At 40.2% G+C, this 22,237-nt stretch carries 16 protein-coding genes and 3 pseudogenes; 4 read left to right on the top strand and 15 right to left on the bottom strand.

Going from position 1 to position 22,237, the window contains the following annotated elements; translation table 11 throughout:
- Positions 1-115: 115 nt before the first annotated feature.
- Complete coding sequence (locus BW961_RS09355; protein WP_068585534.1) at positions 116-460, bottom strand: hypothetical protein; 345 nt, start codon at positions 458-460, stop codon at positions 116-118.
- Between the two features lie 538 nt (positions 461-998).
- Here BW961_RS09355 and BW961_RS09350 point away from each other — a divergent pair.
- Positions 999-2,238, top strand: a pseudogene (locus BW961_RS09350) (IS110 family RNA-guided transposase).
- A 136-nt stretch (positions 2,239-2,374) separates the two neighbouring features.
- On the opposite strand, the gene BW961_RS09345 reads toward BW961_RS09350, so the two are convergent.
- The gene (locus tag BW961_RS09345) at positions 2,375-2,758 is read right to left on the bottom strand and encodes a GNAT family N-acetyltransferase (protein ID WP_082867479.1); all 384 of its coding nucleotides are present in this window, start codon (positions 2,756-2,758) and stop codon (positions 2,375-2,377) included.
- A gap of 39 nt (positions 2,759-2,797) precedes the next feature.
- Between BW961_RS09345 and BW961_RS09340 the strand changes: the two are divergent.
- Positions 2,798-3,940: pseudogene (locus BW961_RS09340) on the top strand (transposase); the annotation flags it as partial.
- A gap of 175 nt (positions 3,941-4,115) precedes the next feature.
- Here BW961_RS09340 and BW961_RS09335 read toward each other — a convergent pair.
- The 5 genes and pseudogenes from BW961_RS09335 to BW961_RS09315 all read right to left on the bottom strand — a co-directional run.
- Entirely contained in the window at positions 4,116-4,505 is a 390-nt protein-coding gene (locus BW961_RS09335; RefSeq protein ID WP_156510133.1) for a hypothetical protein, read from the bottom strand.
- Positions 4,506-4,561: 56 nt separating this feature from the next.
- Entirely contained in the window at positions 4,562-6,928 is a 2,367-nt protein-coding gene (locus BW961_RS09330) for a site-specific integrase (RefSeq protein WP_068585542.1), read from the bottom strand.
- A 27-nt stretch (positions 6,929-6,955) separates the two neighbouring features.
- Positions 6,956-8,911 carry a site-specific integrase gene (locus BW961_RS09325; RefSeq protein ID WP_139331575.1) on the bottom strand — a complete coding sequence of 652 codons (1,956 nt, stop codon included), beginning with the start codon at positions 8,909-8,911 and terminating at the stop codon, positions 6,956-6,958.
- 89 nt (positions 8,912-9,000) lie between these two features.
- Positions 9,001-10,635 (bottom strand): tyrosine-type recombinase/integrase, encoded by a 1,635-nt coding sequence (locus tag BW961_RS09320; RefSeq protein WP_068585549.1) that lies wholly within the window; start codon positions 10,633-10,635, stop codon positions 9,001-9,003.
- A 181-nt stretch (positions 10,636-10,816) separates the two neighbouring features.
- Positions 10,817-11,155, bottom strand: a pseudogene (locus BW961_RS09315) (toprim domain-containing protein); the annotation flags it as partial.
- A 427-nt stretch (positions 11,156-11,582) separates the two neighbouring features.
- Here BW961_RS09315 and BW961_RS09310 point away from each other — a divergent pair.
- Positions 11,583-11,849 carry an AbrB/MazE/SpoVT family DNA-binding domain-containing protein gene (locus BW961_RS09310; protein ID WP_068585555.1) on the top strand — a complete coding sequence of 89 codons (267 nt, stop codon included), beginning with the start codon at positions 11,583-11,585 and terminating at the stop codon, positions 11,847-11,849.
- A 152-nt stretch (positions 11,850-12,001) separates the two neighbouring features.
- Here BW961_RS09310 and BW961_RS09305 read toward each other — a convergent pair whose 3' ends face one another.
- The 7 genes from BW961_RS09305 to pdhA form a co-directional block, all read right to left on the bottom strand.
- Positions 12,002-13,489: a glutamate synthase subunit beta gene (locus BW961_RS09305; RefSeq protein ID WP_068585558.1), complete on the bottom strand. Its 1,488-nt coding sequence runs from the start codon at positions 13,487-13,489 to the stop codon at positions 12,002-12,004.
- 181 nt (positions 13,490-13,670) lie between these two features.
- Positions 13,671-14,162 (bottom strand): dihydrofolate reductase, encoded by a 492-nt coding sequence (locus tag BW961_RS09300; protein ID WP_068585561.1) that lies wholly within the window; start codon positions 14,160-14,162, stop codon positions 13,671-13,673.
- A 28-nt stretch (positions 14,163-14,190) separates the two neighbouring features.
- Positions 14,191-14,985, bottom strand: coding sequence for a thymidylate synthase (gene thyA / locus BW961_RS09295; protein WP_068585564.1), 795 nt, complete (start codon positions 14,983-14,985; stop codon positions 14,191-14,193).
- Between the two features lie 759 nt (positions 14,986-15,744).
- Positions 15,745-17,166 carry a dihydrolipoyl dehydrogenase gene (gene lpdA, locus BW961_RS09290; protein ID WP_068585567.1) on the bottom strand — a complete coding sequence of 474 codons (1,422 nt, stop codon included), beginning with the start codon at positions 17,164-17,166 and terminating at the stop codon, positions 15,745-15,747.
- Between the two features lie 2 nt (positions 17,167-17,168).
- Positions 17,169-18,464, bottom strand: a complete 1,296-nt coding sequence (locus BW961_RS09285) for a dihydrolipoamide acetyltransferase family protein (RefSeq protein WP_068585568.1) — start codon at positions 18,462-18,464, stop codon at positions 17,169-17,171.
- 33 nt (positions 18,465-18,497) lie between these two features.
- The gene (locus BW961_RS09280; protein WP_068585571.1) at positions 18,498-19,475 is read right to left on the bottom strand and encodes an alpha-ketoacid dehydrogenase subunit beta; all 978 of its coding nucleotides are present in this window, start codon (positions 19,473-19,475) and stop codon (positions 18,498-18,500) included.
- 62 nt (positions 19,476-19,537) lie between these two features.
- Positions 19,538-20,605, bottom strand: a complete 1,068-nt coding sequence (gene pdhA / locus BW961_RS09275; RefSeq protein ID WP_068585574.1) for a pyruvate dehydrogenase (acetyl-transferring) E1 component subunit alpha — start codon at positions 20,603-20,605, stop codon at positions 19,538-19,540.
- A 254-nt stretch (positions 20,606-20,859) separates the two neighbouring features.
- Here pdhA and BW961_RS09270 point away from each other — a divergent pair, with 254 nt between their 5' ends.
- A complete protein-coding gene (locus BW961_RS09270) occupies positions 20,860-21,591 on the top strand; it encodes an alpha/beta hydrolase (protein WP_068585576.1) in 732 nt (243 codons plus the stop codon).
- A 137-nt stretch (positions 21,592-21,728) separates the two neighbouring features.
- Here BW961_RS09270 and BW961_RS09265 read toward each other — a convergent pair whose 3' ends face one another.
- Positions 21,729-22,193: a low molecular weight protein-tyrosine-phosphatase gene (locus tag BW961_RS09265; protein ID WP_068585579.1), complete on the bottom strand. Its 465-nt coding sequence runs from the start codon at positions 22,191-22,193 to the stop codon at positions 21,729-21,731.
- Positions 22,194-22,237: the final 44 nt, after the last annotated feature.

Here is a 22,237-nt window from a genome sequence, read left to right as displayed (position 1 = left end):
TGGTATCCTAGGTCTCTTATAACGAAAGGATAAGATCGCCGAATGATTTACAAGAAACTTGTTACCAGATTCGAGAGCGAAGTGAAGGGCTGTCACACGGTAGTCCTTCAAATGTTCAATTATCTAATCCTTGGTCCGCATCAATTATCCATGAAAACTCTTTAACAATAGCGTTAGCGATGTCCGATATTACTAGTTCTAAGGTGTCATCCATGTTTATTGGCACATCAATTTCAATCAAATTTATTTCTTCCACACCCTCAAGTGTGCTTATGGCATAGTTTCCATTTGAATTAGCAGGAATTCCTGTTAATCTAATAAACTCCCCACAGACTTCTTTCCTAAATACTAAATGGCTGACTGTTGTGAATTTTAACTGGGAAGTTAAGTATTCTTCCAAAACCTTCGACTTAATTTTCTTCGTATAATGTTCAGAATGGATGCTTATATAATCGTACATAAATACCTCCTCATTTAGTATCGGTTGTTCAATCGATATTTATGAAGAATGTGATCGATCAAAGAATGAAATTGTCATCGGACGAAAAAATTTGACCTTTGCCAATCCCTCTCGAGGTGCGAAGGCAAGTAACATCATCTGCAGCTACCAGATCCGAAAGATCCCGAATCGCTAGGGTTTACTTATACAAGAAAATCCCCCCATTTAGGTGAAGTGCACCAATAGCTCAAAAGAGATAGGTTTAAGCCCAAGCTGTAACCGTGCAAATGTTCTCCCGTTAGCCATACATGCAGCGCAAGCGCCGCACCACAGATGATGAAAATGGGACGAAAAATCCGTCAATACTGCTACTATGGCTGGGAGAGGAAGGTCGATCCACTATGGTGCCTTAGAGCCCATCCGTTAGTCTGACTCCAACGATCACGGTGCATCACAGATTGTCGCTCCCTTACGGGAAGCACTCATGGGAGATTAATCCTACTCTGATTGTTGCACCAGCCTCTTACCTAATTTAGCCGCAGAGAGGGCGTATTTTAAGATGGAAGTTGTCATTGAACGGGCATGTGGTATGGACATTCATAAGGATAACATTACTGCATGCATTCTAACTTCTAAGGGAAAGGAGATTCAAACGTTTTCGACTAAGACGGTGCATCTATTACAACTCATTGATTGGATTAAACAACATGAATGTACTCACGTTGCTATGGAAAGCACAGGGGTATTTTGGAAACCTATTGTCAATTTACTTGAAGCTGAAGGAATTGGATTTTTAGTGGTGAATGCCCAGCATATGAAAGCACTGCCTGGACGTAAAACAGATGTCAAGGATTCGGAATGGATCGCCAAGCTTCTCCGTCATGGACTACTTAAAGCAAGCTTCATTCCAAACCGAAATCAACGAGAACTTCGAGAACTTGTTCGGTATCGCCGTAGCATCATTGAAGAGAGATCCAGACAACACAATCGTATTCAAAAAGTTCTAGAAGGAGCAAATATTAAGCTTGGCTCTGTTGTTTCCGACATTATGGGCGTCTCTTCAAAGCATATGCTACGTGCAATCGCAGACGGAGAAGACGATCCTGAGAAATTAGCGAACTTCGCTCAACGAACACTGAAGCGAAAAAAGAGTGATCTCGAACTTGCTCTTCAAGGTTATGTAAACCCTCACCAACGTCTGATGATAAAGATCATTTTAACTCACATTGATTTTTTAAATGAACAGATCGAGGTACTAGATCAAGAAGTTGCTACTCGGGTAGAATCTTTCCATGACGATGTTGAACGTTTAGATTCAATTCCTGGGATAGCCACTCGAATGGCGGAACAAATATTGGCGGAAATCGGAACAAATATTGGCGGAAATCGGAACGGATATAGGGAAACAGTTTCCCAGTGCAGCGCATTTATGCTCATGGGCTGGATTGGTACCTGGACATAATGAAAGTGCAGGAAAAAAGAAATCTGCCAAAACCACAAACGGAAACAAATATCTGAAATCTGCCTTGGTTGAAGCAGCCCATTCTGTTGCAGCATCAAAAAACTATCTCGGCGCCATGTATAGACGTACAGCAGCACGAAAAGGGAAAAAACGAGCAGTCATAAATGTGGCTCATGCAATGTTAAGAATTGCCTACTATCTTTTAACTCGTAAGGAAATGTACGTAGACTTAGGTGAAGATTATTTTGACAAACAAAAGCAACAATCTATTGTAAAGTACGCACTTCGGCGACTAGAAAACTTAGGTTATTCTGTAACCATTTCAGAAGTCTCCTAATTCTTTTAAGAAACCAATATCTCTTTATTTCGGGCGCTCCACCCTTTTTAAAAAATGAATGTGCTGCGTCTTATTTACTATTGTCTTTTCCAGTGACTGCAGTTTTAATTTTCATGGGAGCTGAATCAACTAATGATTATAGCTCCTTCTTAAAAACCACCCTGATACCATCGCGACCGTCATAATCAAGACATACAGGCAATCCTTCAAACTCTTGTTCCTGTGGTTCAATGATAAATCCCATACGCGTATGAAATGCTATAGACTCCTTCTTTCTAGGAGCTGTTACACATCGGATTAAACTTCTTCCTAGCATTCCAACGCTTTTAGAAAATTCCTCATATAGTGCTCGTCCAACACCTTTTCCACGCGACGCTGGGTCAACCATTACGATTCGAATATAAGATTCATCTGGATTAGATTGCGATAAGAATCCCATAATAAATCCTATCATTTCCCCGTTTTCTTCAGCTAAAAGACAAGTCTCTCGAAAGTGATGGATATACCATTTTGAGAACATATCACTTGAATAATTGCTGCCCCACCAATTTGAGGCTTATTGGCCCGTAGCGTGGAATTCAGCACGCAATGTGGATTTACCGGTTCAGACCGAATCCCAAGTGAAGCTTCCTTTAGTAGAATGATCCGTAAACTGCAAAATTCAGCTGTCTTTCAGGAAACACATAACAAGCTCATTCATCAGGCAGTTCAAGAAGGGTTTATTGACGCAACGGTTGTTGCCATGGATGCTACTCATATCGAGGCCAGAGATCGCCATCCTCAAAAAGAATCACAATCCACGGATAACACAGATGAATTGCCGATTGAACTTCCAAAGAAAAAGCGTGGACGCAAGTCCAAGGCCGAGCGGGATCAATGGCTGAAAGAGCAAGCAGAGTTAGAAGCCAATCGGCCTTTGTTTAAGAAAAAGGTCGAGGAACAGCTTCAACACTCGTTATCTGAGCTAAATAAGCAGATTCCACTTGCACCTGAATGGGGCATTAAAAAGAACTCAGAAGGCAAGAATGTGTTTTGGTATGGCTTTAAAGGGCATCTGCTGGTTGACTCTAAAAGTCAATATATCCTCACGGCGCTCCTATCTTCAGGCAACATCAACGATGGTAAAATGGCCATTCCCTTGCTCAAATCGCTGACGGAGTTTCATCCCTATCTCAAAGTGGATTACGTGCTTGCAGATGCAGGCTACGATCTCGTACCCATTTACCAGCAAGCGCAGGTCCTAGGAGCTTATGCACTCATTGATTACAACAAACGAAATGAACAACCCGTCGAAGGAAAAGATAAGTATTTTCGCCCTACCAGCAAAGAAGGAAAGAGCTATAGGTACGATAGTTTCAATTCTAAGTATGAAACGCTCAAGTACACGTCACCAAAGGAATGTGGGAGCAGTCCATTTAACGATGGGGAATGCCAGAAAGTACATTAAGTAAAAGTGGAATCCGATATTCGTAAATACACCGTACCAGCCCGCGGTAGTGACCGTTACTACGAGTTATATAAAAAACGAACGGCTGTTGAGCGTGTCAACGCATATCTGAATGAGTATTTTCAGCTCAACAACATTCGTCATCGAGGAAAACTGGCAAGCGTTGACTTTCAGTTATCTTGTTTAGTGTATACAGCATGCAAATTAACCGTAGATCGTGTTAGAAAAAGTCAATCCCACAAGATTGCGGCTTAATTTTTCGAAAAATAGACCGTAAAATTACGGCTTACACAAGTTTCATTCAAAAACATTATGAAATTGATTCAAATAGAAAACTAAAATCAAACTTGGCACGAGGGCCACTAATACCTTCGTAACTCATGAGCTTTACCTGAGTTGGGACATTAGAGTCCCACCTCTATTATTTTGGCTAAATTTCATCAATGTGACCAAAGCGTTGAATGGTCAACTCCCTATACTTTACATTTTCTAAGCGTAATTTATCAATTGCTTCTCTGTAAGTAACAACCAGTTGTGTGAGATGAGCAACTTTTGCTTCGAGAAGTGAGTTATCTTTTACAAGCTCTTCAGGCCGAGTCAAAAATTGATTTTCAGCGGAAAATGTATCAAAAATAATCTGAATCTCGTCTTCTAATTTCGCAAACCAACCCTCTAAATAATCACGATGAGAACCAGCCCATAGCATTCGGGAACTTTTCAAACCAATTCGTGGACGCGCAGCAAGCAAATCAAAAACAGTGGATTTAGATAGTCGACTTATTCGACCTTTTTTCGCATCATTCAACAGCTTTCGTTTCAATTGTGAGCATTCCCACGCTAAATCCTTGTTCGTAAAAGCGGAAGTTCGGGCCAAAACTAGGTCATCTCCCCACTAATCATGTATTGAAGTATCTGATCCGTACTTGGTTTGGGATTGATTTTTGATTCTTGACGGAAATATATCCTCGCTTTTTTCCAGAGCAAAGCATGCAACTTTTTCGCCTCATTTGGCTTCATACCAAACTTATCCACCCAAAGCTTCCCTTCTGTTGAACCCAAGCGTTCTTTAATATCTTCAGCCTTTTGAAAAACCATTTTTCGATGGCCGGTGGATTTGAATTCCTTCTCTGCATCTATACAGAAATAATAGTGCAGCATTTCTCGAAATACTTCTACGCGGTGCGCATCCTCTGTGCCTTCATCAGGGCTATAATAGTCACATGCTCGACAATGACCAGGTGTATGTCCGCAGTTAAGTAAAACATGAGCGTTACAGTTGTGCGTGTAGCCTCCCACAGCCACCCCAGTGAGTTCACTTTCTGTTTCAATAACTTTACCTTGGAATTTTAGAGGAGCTGCCTCCATGACCTTTTGTGTTAGTTTGAGAACCTCCTCCAGTTTAGTCTGCGTCACCACAAACTTGCTAGATACCTTTGTAATCTCATCAAGATTAACATCCTTATCTGCTAAGAAGCTTTGATCATCAACACTTGTTTCATGTTGGGTATCTCCCCATACCCCTTTTTTGAATATATCGGCAAACTTACCCACTTCTTCTGAAGACATTGTTTGGGTATACGGCTTCTTGGAAGACGAATGGCTATGACCCGCCTGACGTTCCAATAGCAAGTCATTATCACCTATTATTCGTCGGTATGTAAGATGAAGAGCCCTTAAGTTATGAGGAGTAAAGTAGGGCTTGGTTAATTCCGGAAACAGTTTTCTCTGAATTCGGGCCAAAAAATTGTAAAAACCCTTCTGGATTGGACCGTCATTATGCTTAGTAGCAAAAAGCCTTAATTCAGTCAGATCGTCCCCACCGGATTCAATTGGAAAGTGCAATGGTTCGGATGGAGCAAAATGCAATAATTCATGAAACCATCTCACCGCATCAGATTTAACTGAAACTTGATGAACCCATTCAAATGACTTTCCACCTGATTGGTTACGAATTGTTTTCGTCTTATGAAATCTTATCCAGTAATCACCATTAGAATCCTTAAATTTAGCTTCCTGAAGAAGATTAACAATCTCTTGTGGCCGCGCTGCTGTTGCTAAGATTAGCAGACATCCTCTTCTATATCGATAGTCCATTATGTCATTTTCGTTTACCAGTGCGTTTTGATCATTTAGCAGACTCTGAACAAGAATATATGCTTTGGACATACTGAATACACGTCCATGATTTTTTGACAATACACGCTTAGGACTAGGCATAATACGCTCAATATTGTAATTAACACTTGTTGTTCTTATTAACCATTTAAGCCATAACCGAAGTGCCACTCTAAATAACGATTTGTCAACCTGTCCTTTCAGTTGGCTTATCAAGTCGTTATATACGTTACTAATTGATACTTCATTTAGATTGTTAATACCTAATGACTTAGCACATATTGCGAAATAACGGACATATTTGACTACTGATTTCCAATAATTCTGACTTATCGACTTCTTGCCATAGCGAAATAACAAAATCCCCTCATCGTTAAAGTGATCCTCTGTTATTCCACCGTTTACGCGCCCCACCAGGTAGGTGAATGCAAAATTATGCAGACTCTCTTCAAAAGACGTTTGGGTTGGAAATATACCCGCAGCTGCCCAAAGATTCTTTTCCGCCTCGTTGAATTTTAATAATGGCTTAGCTTCTATCTTTGAATCCGTTTCTTTAACCAGCATCTTGCTGAGAATAGTCAAACTGCTTCTATGAGATTTGGCAGTCTTACTTGATTTCTCTAATACCGATGATGTAATTACTTTATTTCCTCCAAGACCATCATTTAGTGCGTAACCAGCAAACCACAAACAAACAACAGTCCGTAGCAACTGAATTTTTTTTTTTGCTTTCATAATCTGCTTTTCACTATCCATTGGGTAGAACGAAGAATAGTAACGGTCATATAGTTCGTCGAAATAATGAAAATTGGGCAATTCTGAAAACGGAAATTTACTAAAAACGATTTTTGTTGGAAATGCAAGTTCAATAGGCAGACTGCCCCGTTGTAAAAAGGCAAGAAGTAAAACATAATCTCTTTGTACCGGTATCAAGTTAGAAAATCTAGAGGAATCGGATAGTTCTGTAACAGGAGAAGGTAACAAAAGCTCAATGTTTGACCAATTTGTTACTGGTCGATACTGTGCGTATTCTGCTTTGGTGAGATGTTCCCAAGTCTCGATTAATCTCTTTCTTCTAGCAGGAATGGGAATATCGCTGCTTTTCTGAAGTGCTAATGATAAGGACATTTTACCCCCTAACCTGGTTTAAACATTTCAAATCTGCTTAATAATCTCCATTTGAATTTGGTCTTCTGAATATCCGAAATGCCTAATCATATCACCAAGCAATGCTATTTGCGTCATAAGCCCAGCTGCTTTTGAATTTTGAGTTGTAAAGTCCCTACTACATTGCATCATGTTCCACATTTCTTTAGTCAGTCTGGCAAGCGTTCGGAATGCTTGAGCAGCCTCGCTTTTTCGTATGGCATAATGATGACAGGAAAAACATTTTGCTTCAAAAATACAAGCTCCCTGAATGAGACACTTACCTACTCCCGTTGGTGCAGGTAAACCAAACTTTGCAAAAAATTCATCTAACGTGATTTCTTCTGAGCCAAGAGCCTTAATTAACTCATCCGGTTCCATCTGATCATCGGCAAGCGCTTCAAAAATGCGCCAAATGAATCGCCCAGCAATTTCACCATCTTGATATTTCTTCATAGTCGCGAATAACAAGGCTTTCCGAGAGAGATTGCTTCTGAGGTAACGATTTAGCATCGTATCATTTTCATGTCCTGCAGCAAGTCGCGCCAAAGCACTATTACCTGTTTCAATTGCAATATGGGTAATAAGGTAATGACGATAACCGTGAGCTTTCCCTTTTTTATCCTTGTGACCAATAGATTCAGCGATCTTATCAAAAAACATGTATATTTGTTTTTCATTTAATAGCCAGGGAAACTCTTTGAGTTGAAATAAGTGAACATAAGTGGCCTCTGCTCTTTCATTCCACATTGGACGGAATGCATGCTCATCTGCCCTTTTTCGTAAAAAATTCAAAGCCCTTATACCACTTGAATCTAATATTGGAAACTGACCGTTTCGATGTTTAGCCTTCTCAATACCTGAATAAGGGCTATACAAACCCAATGCTGCTGGTGCATTTGGAAGAGGTAACACACAATCGTCGACCTGCAGGTTAAGCAGATAAGTTTTACGGACCGGTGAGGACGCTATGACTAGCCAGAAAGCCCGACATAATGCTTCAATTTCGTCCACTGGCTGGCAGCTTTCTATTGCCTTCTTCATAAGTGAAGGAAATTCCGGATCATCAAATGCTAATCCGTCACCAGCATAAGTCTCGCTTTGAGCCTCTCGATGGATTCCTGAGTACAAATCATTTGGCCAGTCCAAATGATTTGGAAAAAAGGAATTGAGACCATTTCCCCAATCTAGAAAAGCTTTGATAAAGCTTAAGCTGTTACCAATGTATTTAGAAGAGAATTTATCACCTTCTTCATTTAAAGAAAAATAGTCAAACAGTTCGAGATAGTCTTCGTATTCAAGAAGAGAAGCATCAGGCTCTCCTCGTTTATCAAGCCAAGCATAAAACTTGAGCAGAGCAGCTCCAGCTTTGCGCATATAATAATCTAAAGCATCTGAACGCTTCAGATGCTGGCGGTAATCTTCTGACACTCTGCCCCATTTGGAATGATCACAGCACTCATCGAAATGTGTCCTTTGTCTTCTCTTGCCTGGTAAGTTAGAATGTCCTAACTCGTATAAGAGATCCTTTAAACTCTTAGCATTATAACGCCTATCATTGGGCCTCATGAGGTCAGCAAGGAGAATATCTTCTTCTGTAAATTGTTCTAAGGGCTTCATGACGCTCACTATATGTATAGCCAGTTTGTTTAATAAGCCTTTCTTAGAAACATCTTTATTTCGGATGAACTCTGTTTCAGCACTCGTGAGCAAACCTAATTTCACAGGAAAATCGGCAAGGTTTACTCGTCCCCGTGTGGAAATATATTTAATTATATCGATACGACGGGAGTTCGCTTCATGATCTTCTCCTTCACAATAGCCTGAATCCCAAATCCAGAAAATAACATACCAAAGTTCACTTCGATCTCCTCCGTGAAATGACAGTCTTTCCTCTGGTTTAATAGCCAACCAATCATGTGGATTTGGATATGTGGTCTGAAGCTGTAGTACAGCATTATTCATCAAACAAAATGTATTCTTCACATTATTAATTTGTAATGTTTCCTTTAGAAATCTACGAAATGCAGTAAGCGGAACCCACTCTAATGTCACTATGTTTCCTCCTCTGTACCCATCAACGCTAGCTCAGAAATCTCCGCTTGTTGTTTGTAAAATTTACTCATATGCGACACCTCACCTTTTTCAGAATCTGAATTTGATTCAGGTATCCAGTGAATGTAGGTGTTCTCCGTTATTGTCACTGACGAATGCCCTAACCATTTGCTTATCTCCTCTATCGGTCTGTGGTATCTAAGGCTTAACGAAGTGGCGAACAGATGTCTGAAGGTATGTGGGTAAAAAGAGCGAACATCCACTGCTTCTTGAGAATGCGCAAATAATTTATTGGCCAGGTTATTAAATTTGCTATACACACCTTTTTCACTTAATGGCTTCCCTCTAGAATTATTAGATGCCGATACAAACAAATAACCATGATCTTTTCCAGAATATTGTGACAACAAATCACGACGCTGAACGAGAGCCCAGTAAAGTAATTCCGTAAACTCATTTTGCGTAGGGAATTGGATTTTCTCCCCGGAGTAGGGATCAACCGCCTTGTGATTAATTAATGGTACTTCTCTTTGGGATGCCTTCGTTTTCCACCCTGTATTAATGACCCAGTTCCCGTGAAGCCCGCTCTCTTGAATGTACCTTATCTTTTCACGTAGAGAAATCGTTAATCCTTCTCTTGCACTATGATACATGTTAAGGTTTGCAGGGATAGTCGAGGGTTCAATTTGAATGTTAGAAGCTTCTCCTGATCGTAAGCCAAAGTATCTCAAAATGGTAAATAAAAGTAGGTCTTGTGCATCTTCATAGGGATCCAGCAATGCAAAGAAAGAGTTTGCATCAGATTCGTTTATAACCTCAGAGCGATCGAGAGGAGTACCTTGTCGACTGTTTCCTCCACTTGGACCAGCAGTACTAGAATCACGTGCTATATTATCTACATCAAAAATAATCCGCACTCTGCTGCCAGCAGTACCAGATATTAAAGAATAATTGTCCCTTGCTTCTTTTCTCGGAATTTGCTCTATGGGTAAGTTCTCATACCGTCTTGTTCGGTCTCTTAAGAATTCGAGATAGGCACAAGCTGTATAGATAATAGGTCCGAATGCACCCGGGGGATATTCGCTCCAATCTGCCTTCTTAAGTTCATTAAGAGCACTTCGCACTACAGGCATCAATTTACCCTCAGCCATTGCATGCTTATTAAGAGGAATGGATTTTAACATAGACCACTGAATACTATGACTAGAACCTCTTATCTCTGAGAAAGGTTTGTACCCATTGGGTATACATCTGAGATAGTCTGCAAAGCTTAAGAGAATAACCTCAAGTGGAAAGGTACCTCCAGACTTAACTGGTATGAGGTGTATATAATCTATTTCGTCTTCTAACTTCCATATCATTAAAAAATCTAAAAACTTTTTTAAATTACGAGCATGTCCCTCTACTGTTTTTATCTGACTCTTCTTTTCATTGATTTGGGTCATTAGAAATGTAGTTGCTTCATGGTGTGTTGTATGATCTGGCCTACTTATCGCAATAGCCTTACTTCCATCTACCTGGTGTATGTAATGTAAACCATCTATTTTCAGGTTCTTATAAAATCTGGCAAAGGCAATTAATCTTACCGTTTCCGTCATCAACTTTGCTATATCCAAGAGTTCTTTATATCCCATTCCCCCCACCCTTTCGTATTAATATTCATTCAACTGTATATATGAAGTAGGTTATGTTCTTCCCTCACCAACTCTTTCTGACATATTCTTCTTTAATTCTACATAAAGCATAATGTTCTGACAACAACAATTAACCCCTTCCGCATGATAACAGAAGGGGTTTTCATCTTTTACATTGTTTACTTCCCATTTGTTGTCCTTCACGTCCAGCATCGCATGAATTAACGAGTAAATTACTTCGCTTCGCTAACTCATCAATAACTTTAAGCTGATCTAATGTCCTCTTATTAGGAACCAGCATAAATGGATCAGGAATAATAGGAAGATCATTTATGTTCCATTTCTTATATCTGTCATGATAAGCATCCGGCTCTGCTAGTCCAATTAAATGACCGATTGCCCATGTAATAATATATTGCTCACCTTCTAAATAGGATCGGTGGTTCTTCGCTTTGGGTTCAATTGCAGCAGCTATATTTCGACCCATATCAGGTTTCTCCGCAATAATGAGTGTCTTCAATGGATTGTCACTCCTTAATGAATTATGATCACCATCTCAATGCAACGCACTCTATCGTATCATATAAAAGTTTTGTTAACTAATAAAAGTTGTTTCCGAGTGCTTATTCTCCCTTTTTTAGTATCCAGTGATATCTTTACATTAAGAATATCAAAGCCATCACATATCAATTCCCTTTTTCACAAAACTTGGATCGAGGTGTTTATTGAATTTTGTCGAATCATATAACCTTACATTGTGTCTATTCCGATTAAGAAAATTCATAATAATAACACTAAATACGTGATAAATTACTATTATTAGCACATAAAGGTTGACAACAAACTAGAAATAGGAATAAAATTCAATAAGTGGTTTACCGCAAAATTTGTCGTTTTATATATATTTTTGTCATCATAATTCGATAATTCAATAGGAGGAAAAAATAATGTTAAAAGCAACAGGTATTGTAAGAAAAGTGGATGAATTGGGTCGTATTGTATTGCCGATCGAATTACGTAGAACGCTTGGGATTGAAATTAAAGATGGTTTGGAAATATTTGTAGATGGAGACCGTATCGTACTTAAAAAATATGAGCCTTCATGTATCTTCACTGGAAATGCTGAGGATCTAATTTATTTCAAGGGTAAAATGATTAGTAAAGCGGCTATGGAAGAAATGATTTCAATTTATAACACTTCTTTCTCTAAATAATACCAATCAGCTATATATAAAAAGGGATCGCCCTGAAGGTCTGATATATCTAGACCTATAGGACGACTCCTTTTTTTTGTTATCTATACTTAAAACGAAAACAGTAGACTAAAGATCATCCCTTTAGCCTACTGTTTGTTATTAATAAATATTTAGACAAGTACTGTAGATCCCATGAGGTATTTATCTACTTCACGAGCGGCTTCGCGACCCTCGTTAATAGCCCATACCACCAAGCTTTGTCCACGACGCATATCTCCTGCTGCAAATACTTTGTCTACATTGGTCGTATATCTGCCTTTGTGTGCTTCCACATTCGAACGACGATCCGTTTCAAGACCTAACTTCTGAATCAAAGTCTGTTCAGGACCATCAAATCCAATGGCGATTAACGCCATTTGTGCTTTGAATACACGTTCTGTTCCAGGAACAGGTTGATACACTTTACGGCCAGTATCATCAATCATCCGCTGAATTTGCACCGTATGCAATTCTTGCAATTGGCCCGATTCATCGCCTACAAATTTCGTTGTCATGATCGAGAACTCACGCGGATCCTGCCCGTAAATAGCTTTCGCTTCCTCTTGTGCATAATCTAATGTATATACATTTGGAAATTGCGGCCACGGATTGCCTAATGAATCACGTTCAAGCGGTGCCTTTTCATGCGTACCGAACTGCGTAATACTATTACAGCCATGACGGAGTGACGTTGCCACACAGTCAGAACCAGTATCCCCACCACCGATTACAATGACGTCTTTATCTTTAGCAGAAATATAATTTCCATCTTCCAATCCTGAATCTAAAAAGCTCTTAATCGTTCCGTTCAAATACGTCATCGCATAATGGACGCCTTTAAGATCTGAACCTTCGATGTTGAACTCACGAGGTTTCGTTGCACCACCGCAGAGAACGACAGCATCATATTCATCCACTAACTGCTGCGCAGGTATGTTACCACCGATCTCCGCGTTAGTCACAAATTCAATGCCTTCGGCTTCAAGAATATCTACGCGACGTTGTACTACGCCTTTATCAAGCTTCATAGCCGGAATACCATAGGTCAACAACCCACCGATACGATCAGCACGCTCATAGACCGTTACGTTATGCCCTGCCTTATTGAGTTGAGCTGCTGCTGCAAGACCTGCTGGACCAGAACCTACCACAGCTACACGTTTACCTGTACGTCTCTCTGGAGGCTTAGGAACAACCCAGCCCTCTTCAAAACCTTTATCAATAATCGCTTGCTCAATTGTTTTAATCGTTACCGGCTGACCAATTAAACCTACGGTACAAGAACCTTCGCAAGGCGCTGGACAGACACGACCTGTGAATTCAGGGAAATTGTTCGTTTTATGTAAACGATCTAGCGCTTCTCTCCACAATCCACGATAAATTAAATTATTCCATTCCGGAATAAGATTATTTACAGGACAACCCGATGTTCCTCCTGCCATATCAACTCCCGTATGACAATATGGTGTCCCGCAATCCATACAGCGAGCACCCTGCGTCCGAAGCTCTTCATCAGACATATGCTTATGAAATTCTTCCCAATCTTTAATCCGCTCTGATGGATCACGATCTATAGGAAGCTGACGACTAAATTCCATAAAACCTGTTGGCGTAGACATTACCCTATTCCCCCATCCCGTTCTCTCATCAACATAATTATTTATATAAGTACATAAATATGCGAGTGAATAAATACGTTATAATTTATATTATTCTAGCATCCCCATGATTTTATATTAATGGATTATCCGCATTATTATTTGTACTATTTATCATTAAAGTAACAGGACATGGAAGGGTTTAACAGTTATTGCGATTATAGATATAGAAACGATAATCATAAGGATTCTTCTCGTCTCTCACCCCTGGGATTTCCTCAGATAAGTTCCAACAAGTCCAGTCTATATCCGGAAAGACAGTGTCGCCTTCAAAGTCTTCATCAATTCTTGTCACAAGCAGACGGTCCGCATATGGCAACCATTTCTCATAAATTTGTGCCCCACCAATGATCATAAGCTCTTGATTATTTGCATATTCTAACGCTTCTTCTAGACTATGAATAATCTGAGCATCTTGTGACGTATATTCTGAATCACGTGTCATCACAATATTCGTACGATCCTTTAATGGTCTACCACCAAATGACTCCCATGTTTTTCTACCCATTACAACAGGCTTACCTATCGTTTGTTCTTTGAAGAAAGCCATATCACGTGGTAAACGCCACGGCATTCCATTGTCTTTGCCCATGACACCATTGCGGCCCATGGCCCAAATCATCGTAATACCCATCCCTATCTCCTTCTTTCTCTCTTTCTCTTTATATGGCCACTGGAGCTTTAATCCCAGGATGATATTTATAATCAACAAATTCGAAATCTTCAAAAGTATAATCAAATATTGAATCAGGTGTGCGCTTGATTACCAATTCTGGTAGATCATAAGGTTCACGCTGCAGTTGAGTATGCACTTGCTCCATGTGATTTGAATAAATATGCACGTCGCCACCGGACCAAATAAACTCACCCACCTCTAGACCGCACTGCTGAGCCACCATATGCGTTAGTAACGCGTAACTCGCAATGTTAAACGGAAGGCCTAAGAATGTATCTACAGAGCGCATAGTCAGCATGCATGACAGCTTCCCACCAGCAACATAGAACTGAAATACAAAATGGCATGGTGGAAGTTTCATTTGGTCAATTTCAGCCACATTCCATGCACTTACAATATGTCGACGTGAATCAGGATTGTTCTTAATCGCTTCAATCACGTTCGCGATTTGATCGATTCGCTCTCCACTTGGGGATTCCCAAGATCTCCACTGTGAACCATATACAGGGCCCAGTTCCCCGTTCTCATCAGCCCATTCGTCCCATATCGAGACGCCATTTTCTTTCAAATACTTTATATTTGTGTCACCACTAATAAACCATAACAGTTCATGAATGACAGATTTAAGATGAACTCTTTTTGTCGTTAAAAGTGGGAACCCCTTCGATAGATCAAAACGAAGCTGACGTCCAAATACCGATACCGTCCCTGTGCCTGTCCGATCTTCTTTAGGTGTACCGTTGTCTAATATGTCTTGTAGCAATTCTAAGTAATTCTTCACTGATTAAAGCACCTCACTATATTTTATATCGCTTATACGTGACAAGCCTATTCGAATCTTTGTGTTCTAAGTGTAACATGTATTTATCATTAAAATAAATATATACACTTCAATAAATTTTAATCGAACGGAAAAAACCTTCATTATGTTTAAATGTCCGCTTCGATAACGGATTGTCCTTCCGATCGCTGTTGCCCTCTGATTTCTTGATTGTATAATGCCGCAGTGTAGTTGAAATCAGAGAGCAAGTATATGCTTTCGAAGTAGCTTTCCTGCGGAAAACTTGTAGGCGAACGCTAACGCTTCTACAGGACAATTCCGTCACCTTCGCTACTTCGAGTAATGTCCATGCTGTTCTGATGTAGCTGATTTTATTGTAGATCTTAAATTAATAATAAACAGGGGTCTCCCATATCCGATTTGAAAACTTTACTGTAAGAATGGATTTTCTAACACATGTGAATAACTTGTTATGCTCAAAGTAAGGCAGCGGACGGAACATTTCGGAAAAGCGTAAGCGCTCGCCTAAAAGCTTTCTGCAAGAAAGCTACTTCGAAAGCATGTGCTTGGTCTTCGAATTTCAACCTCTACAGCGGTTTCAATCCAGAAATTTGGAGACCACAGCGATTGGAGAAAATGTCCGTTCGCGAAGCATCCACCACACAGAATAGATCTTATGCATTCAACAAAACAAAAAAAGCGCCCCTAACCATTTCATCAATGGCCAGAAGCACTCTTTTATATATTAGTTACGATTTCTTATTTACGTGGAGCCATCATGTGGATTGGGTTACCAAGAGCTAGCTCGGCACCTTCCATCACGATTTCACCCAATGTTGGGTGAGCATGAATTGTCAAAGCGATGTCTTCAAGTGTTGCACCCATTTCGATAGCCAAACCAAGTTCAGCAATCAAGTTGGAAGCTTCAAGACCTGCAATATGGCATCCTAGAACAAGGTCAGTACCTTTTTCAGAGATCAACTTCACGAAGCCGTCAGGGCTATTTAGAGACAATGCGCGACCGTTACCGGCAAATGGGAATTTAGCTACAACAACTTCATAGCCTTTTTCCTTCGCTTCTTTCTCTGTATAACCAACGCTTGCACATTCAGGATCTGTGAACGCTACTGCTGGGATACACTTGTAATCAATAACAGATGTATGACCAGAGATAGCTTCAGCAGCTACTTTAGCTTCATAGGAAGCTTTATGAGCAAGAGCAGGACCTGCAACGATATCACCAATAGCGAAGATATGTGGGAAGTTCGTACGACCTTGATGGTCAACTTTCACTAATCCACGTTCGTCCATTTCGATACCTACAAGATCAAGACCAAGTTCACCGTCTGTATTCGGACGACGTCCAACTGTAACAAGCAAGTACTCAGCAGTTACTTCTTTGGACTCTCCACCAACAGAATATTTCACAGTAACGTCTTTATCTGTTTGTGTAGCACTTTCAGCTTTAGCATTAGTGATAATTTCAATACCTGTTTTCGTCATGTTCTTAACAACAAGTTTAGTCATATCTGGATCGAAACCGTTAAGAACGGATTCCAAGCCTTCAACGATCGTTACTTTTGTACCGAATTTCGAGAACATTTGACCAAGCTCAGCACCGATATATCCACCACCGATAACAATTAGGCTCTTCGGAATTTCAGGAAGATCCAATGCTTCAGTTGAAGACATAATACGACCACCGAATGGGAATGGTTTAAGTTCGATTGGACGAGAACCTGTAGCAATAATACAGTTCTTGAAACGGTAACGTGGAGATTCGTGATCATTGAAGACACGAGCTTCGTTCTCATTGATGAACATACATTCACCATTGAATACTTCCACTTTGTTACCTTTAAGCAATCCAGCAACGCCACCAGTTAATTTCTTAACAACACTGTTTTTGAATTCTTGTGTTTTACCGAAATCTACTTTCACATTCTCTGCACTTACCCCAAATGCAGCACCATGTTGTGCAGACTCATAATGATGAGCAGCAGCAATCAAAGCTTTGGAAGGAATACATCCGCGGTTAAGGCATACTCCACCAACTTCGGATTTATCTACAATTAATACCTTTTGGCCTAGTTGAGCAGCACGAATTGCTGCTACATAACCACCAGGACCTGCACCAATGACTAACGTATCGATATCAAGAGAAGCGTCTCCAACTACCATGATTAAACCTCCATTACTAATAGCTCAGGATTATTGAGCAGTGTTTTAATGTAGTTCATAAAGTTTTGTGCAGTAGCGCCATCGATAATACGGTGGTCAAAGCTTAATGACAATGCCATAACTGGTGCAATAACAATTTCACCATTCTTAACTACGGCTTTTTCAGAGATACGACCTGTACCCAAAATTGCAACTTCAGGGAAGTTGATGATTGGAGTAAAGAACATACCGCCAGCAGAACCGATGTTAGAGATTGAAATTGTACTACCCTTCATTTCGTTAGGGGACAATTTACCATCACGTCCACGAACCGCTAGGTCTTTGATTGAATCAGCAACCATCCAGATGCTCTTACGATCAGCGTCTTTGATAACTGGAACGATCAAACCATTATCTGTATCTGTAGCAATACCGATATTGTAGTATTTCTTGTAAACAATTTCGTTGCTTTCTTCATCAATCATCGCATTAAGTGCAGGGAATTGACGGCAAGCCGCAACAAGTGCTTTCACGATAAATGGAAGATAAGTAACTTTGATTCCTTTTTTCTCAGCGATTGGTTTCATACGTGTACGGAAATCCACCAAGTCAGTTACATCTACTTCATCCATAATTGTTACGTGTGGAGCAGTGTAAGCTGATTTAACCATCGCGTTAGAGATCATTTTACGGATACCCTTGAATGGTACACGTTCTTCTTCTCCGCTAACACTAACCGAAGTTGTTGCAGTTGAAGCAGCCTTAGGAGCTTCTTCAGTCGAAGTTGCAGCAGCTGCCGGTGCAGCTGAAGTCGCTTGACCACCGTTCTTAAAGGATTCAACATCTTCCTTCGTAACTTTACCGTTATTACCAGTACCCGTTACGGTAGAGATATCAATACCTTGCTCACGAGCGAATTTACGCACGCTTGGTGTTGCAAGAACGTCTTTATTCGGAGCTGCTGAAGCAACAACTTCAGCATTAGCTGGTGAAGAAGTCGTGTCAGCGCTACCTTTTGCTACGTCTGCTTCTTGACTAGAATGATCGCTAGCGTGAGCATCTTGCTCAGGAACGTCACCTACAGCATCAATAACAGCTACAACGTCACCTACGCGACATACTTGTCCGTCTTTGGTTAGCACTTCTAGTACTGTACCATCCACTGGGCATGGAACTTCAATAACTGCTTTGTCATTCTGTACTTCCATTACGATAGAATCATCAGTAACTTTATCACCAACTTTGATATGCATCTTGATGATTTCACCTTCGTGTAAACCTTCGCCTAATTCTGGGAAACGGTATTCAAATTTAGCCAATGTTTTTACCTCCTTATTAATGACTGCGAGCTGTTAGTATTCCAACACGGTATTAACAGCTTTGATAATACGAGCTGGTGTAGGGAGCCATGAATCTTCGATTTGTGCAAAAGGATAGATCGTATCTGGACCCGCAACACGAAGTACTGGAGCTTCCAAGTGTAGAATAGCTTTTTCGTTGATTTGAGCAATAACCTCAGCTGCAATACCAGCGCTCTTTTGCGCTTCCTGTACAACAATCGCACGATTCGTTTTCTTAATCGATGTTACAATCGTATCTATATCAAGTGGATTTAATGTACGTAAGTCAATAATTTCAGCTTTGATTCCTGATTTCTCCAACTCATCAGCTGCTTTCGTAGCTGTATGAACAGTCATTCCGTAAGAAATGATGGTTACGTCAGAACCTTCACGAACGATATTAGCTTTACCAAGTTCGATGGTGTATTCACCTTCTGGAACTTCTGCACGGAATGCATGATAAAGATTCAAATGCTCCATAAAGAATACTGGATCGTTGTCGCGAATTGCAGAGATCAATAGTCCTTTTGCATCGTAAGGATTAGATGGTACTACTACTTTAATACCCGGAGTTTGAGCAATCAAACCTTCCAAGGAATCTGTGTGTAGTTCTGCCGCTTTAACGCCACCACCGAATGGTGTACGGAAAACGATTGGAGAATGGTAACGTCCACCTGAACGGTAACGCATACGAGCTGCTTGAATCAACATTTGATCCATCGCTTCAAAGATAAATCCAATAAATTGAATTTCAGCAATTGGACGGAATCCTTGGATACCAAGTCCTACAGCCAATCCACCGATGGCAGATTCAGCTAGTGGAGTATCAAATACACGATCTTCTCCGAAAGCTTTTTGCAAACCTTCTGTTACGCGGAAAACACCACCTACATTCCCTACATCTTCTCCGAAGATCAAGACGTTCGGATCACGTTCAAGTTCTACGCGCATCGCATCACGAATTGCTTCTTTCATATTCATTTGAGCCATTGCTTCATATCCTCCTTAAACATTCGCAGTCACGTTGGTTATTTATATGTTGTAAATTATCTCTATTCGAAATCGGCTTTTTGTTCTTCCAGATATTTCGGTGTAGTCTCGAACATACTGTCAAGCAAACCGGATACTGTCATTTTTTCTGTTTTCTCTGCTTTTTTGATCTGTTCATTTACTTCAGCCTTAGCTTCTTCTCTTACACGTGCTGTATCTTCTTCAGTCCAAAGACCTTTTTTCTCCAAATACTTAGCAAGACGTGCGATAGGATCCTTCGCACTCCATTCCACTTCTTCTTCCTTCGTCCGATATTTACTAGCATCATCTGACAAGGAATGTGGACGGAAACGATATGTTACGGCTTCGATCAATGTTGCACCTTCACCATTACGACCACGTTCTGCAGCTTCTTGCACAGCACTAATGACAGCAAATACGTCCATACCGTCAACTTTAATACCTCTAATACCCGCAGCTACTGCTTTATGAGCAATAGAAAGAGCCGCTGTTTGTTTGGAGAATGGTGTAGTGATTGCATAACCATTGTTTTGAACAAAGAAAATGACCGGTAGTTTATATACGCCTGCATAGTTTAGACCTTCATAGAAGTCACCTTCAGACGAACCACCGTCACCTGTATATGTGATAGCTACTTGTTTTTGTTTTTTAAGTTTGAATCCCATTGCAATACCCATTGCATGGAGAATTTGCGCACCGATAATAATCTGTGGCATCAATACGTTAACACCTTCTGGAATTTGACCTCCATGTTGGTGACCACGTGAATATAAGAACGCTTGATAAAGTGGAAGGCCATGCCATACCAATTGCGGAATGTCACGATATCCAGGACATACAAAATCTTCTTTCTGTAGAGCATACTCGCTACCGATCATCGTTGCTTCTTGACCAGACACAGGAGCATAAAAACCAAGACGTCCTTGACGACCTAAGTTAACTGCACGGTCATCCCAAGTACGTGTAAATACCATACGATACATAATTTCTTTCAATTGATCATCAGTAAGTTTCGGCATCATAGCTTCATTAACGATTTCACCATCTGGAGATAGAACGGACAGCGCTTCTACTTCCTCTGTATACACTTCATAAGGAACCTTGCTCATCATCTTCACCTCAACAAAAAAATTTGATTATCATGTGCGCCTGTTATAGAATTATTATATACCTGTTCTATACGTTAAGTCAAAGGTAAATACCATCTAAATCAATTATTTTGATTTTTGTATGTATAACAGTACAAAATAATTGGTATAACAGATAGTACAATTAAACAACACAGCGAATTAATTCACAACAATATCTTAGCTTATCGCTTTGCCCATTGCAAAAAAATCAACCCAAGAAAAGGTGACCTTAGATGACCGATTCTCGTTACTTAAAACGGACCATTATAAAAGAAGAAATAAACAGTAACTATCTTGCAGAAACTCGTAATCTTCGTATCTATTTACCTCCTGGATATAATGAAATTGTTAGCTACCCTGTTGTATACTGCCAAGATGGTGAAGAATTTTTCAATTTCGGTCGTATTGCTACTATTGCCAATGGCCTCATACTTGATGGAGGTGCTGAACCTTTTATTATTGTAGGTGTGGAGGTCGACACATCCGTCCGCACAGCAGAATATGCACCTTTCGGTAGCAGATTTGAGGCATACGTGAAATGTTTTGCTGAAGAAATTATCCCCTATGTGCAGCAGAAATATCCCGTTCGAACCGAGACCTCCGAAACTTTGATTGCTGGTGACTCCCTTGGTGGGAGCGTTTCTCTTCATATAGCCCTTAGATATCCACACTTGTTCACGCGGGTTCTTAGCTTGTCCGGTGCTTATTATGAAGCTTCACAACAACTTATTGCTTCTGAAACAGACTTATCCTGGTTAAACATCTTCATGATTGTGGGTCTTCAAGAGAATGAATTCACGACAGACACAGGTACGTATGATTTCGTTCAGTTGAATAGAGATACGAAGAACCTCTTAGAAGAACGCGGAGCACAAGTTCATTATGAAGAAAAAGAGGGTCGTCATCTTTGGGGGTTCTGGCAAAAAGAGTTACCAGACGCTCTATTGTATTTTTTTGAAGAATAAGATCTTAATTCTAAAAGTAAATCCTACACGCTCATGTTATCGATATGAGGTTAGGATTTATTTTTTCGCATCAAAATGACTGCGCTTTCATGAAGAGTCTTTCAAAAAGGCATGTTAAATCATGCCTCTTGTAATCATTATAGCTTTTCTTTCACTATTTTATCCAATAATACGTCACAACCCGCGTTCATCAATTCATATACCTCTTCAAAGTTTCCAGTGAAATAAGGATCTGGCACTTCACGTAACTTCTCATCTGGTAATAAATCCATAAACTGAATGATACTTGCCTCTGTTCCTCCCTCAATTTTCCGAAGGTTCGTCAGATTCGATTCATCCATACAGACTATGTACTCAAAAGCACTGAAATCTTGACTTATCACTTGTCGAGCTGCCATTCCTTCATAACCAATCACATGCGAATCTAGCAGTCTTCTAGTTCCTTCATGCGGAGGATGACCGATATGCCAATCTCCTGTACCTGCGGAATCCACAGTAATTTGATGCTCTAATCCTTGCTTCTTAATCTTGTCCCGTAGTACAGCTTCAGCCATGGGAGATCTACAAATGTTTCCGAGACAGACAAATAGTACGTTAATCAAATGTGCTCATCCTTTCCAAACAAACGCGTTAGTATACGGATCAG

Origin of the sequence: Paenibacillus macquariensis (assembly GCF_900156375.1) — a bacterium.
In the GTDB taxonomy this organism is placed as follows: domain Bacteria; phylum Bacillota; class Bacilli; order Paenibacillales; family Paenibacillaceae; genus Paenibacillus_AQ; species Paenibacillus_AQ macquariensis.
Note: the sequence above shows the minus strand (reverse complement) of the source record. Positions and strands in the feature narration are given on the sequence as shown.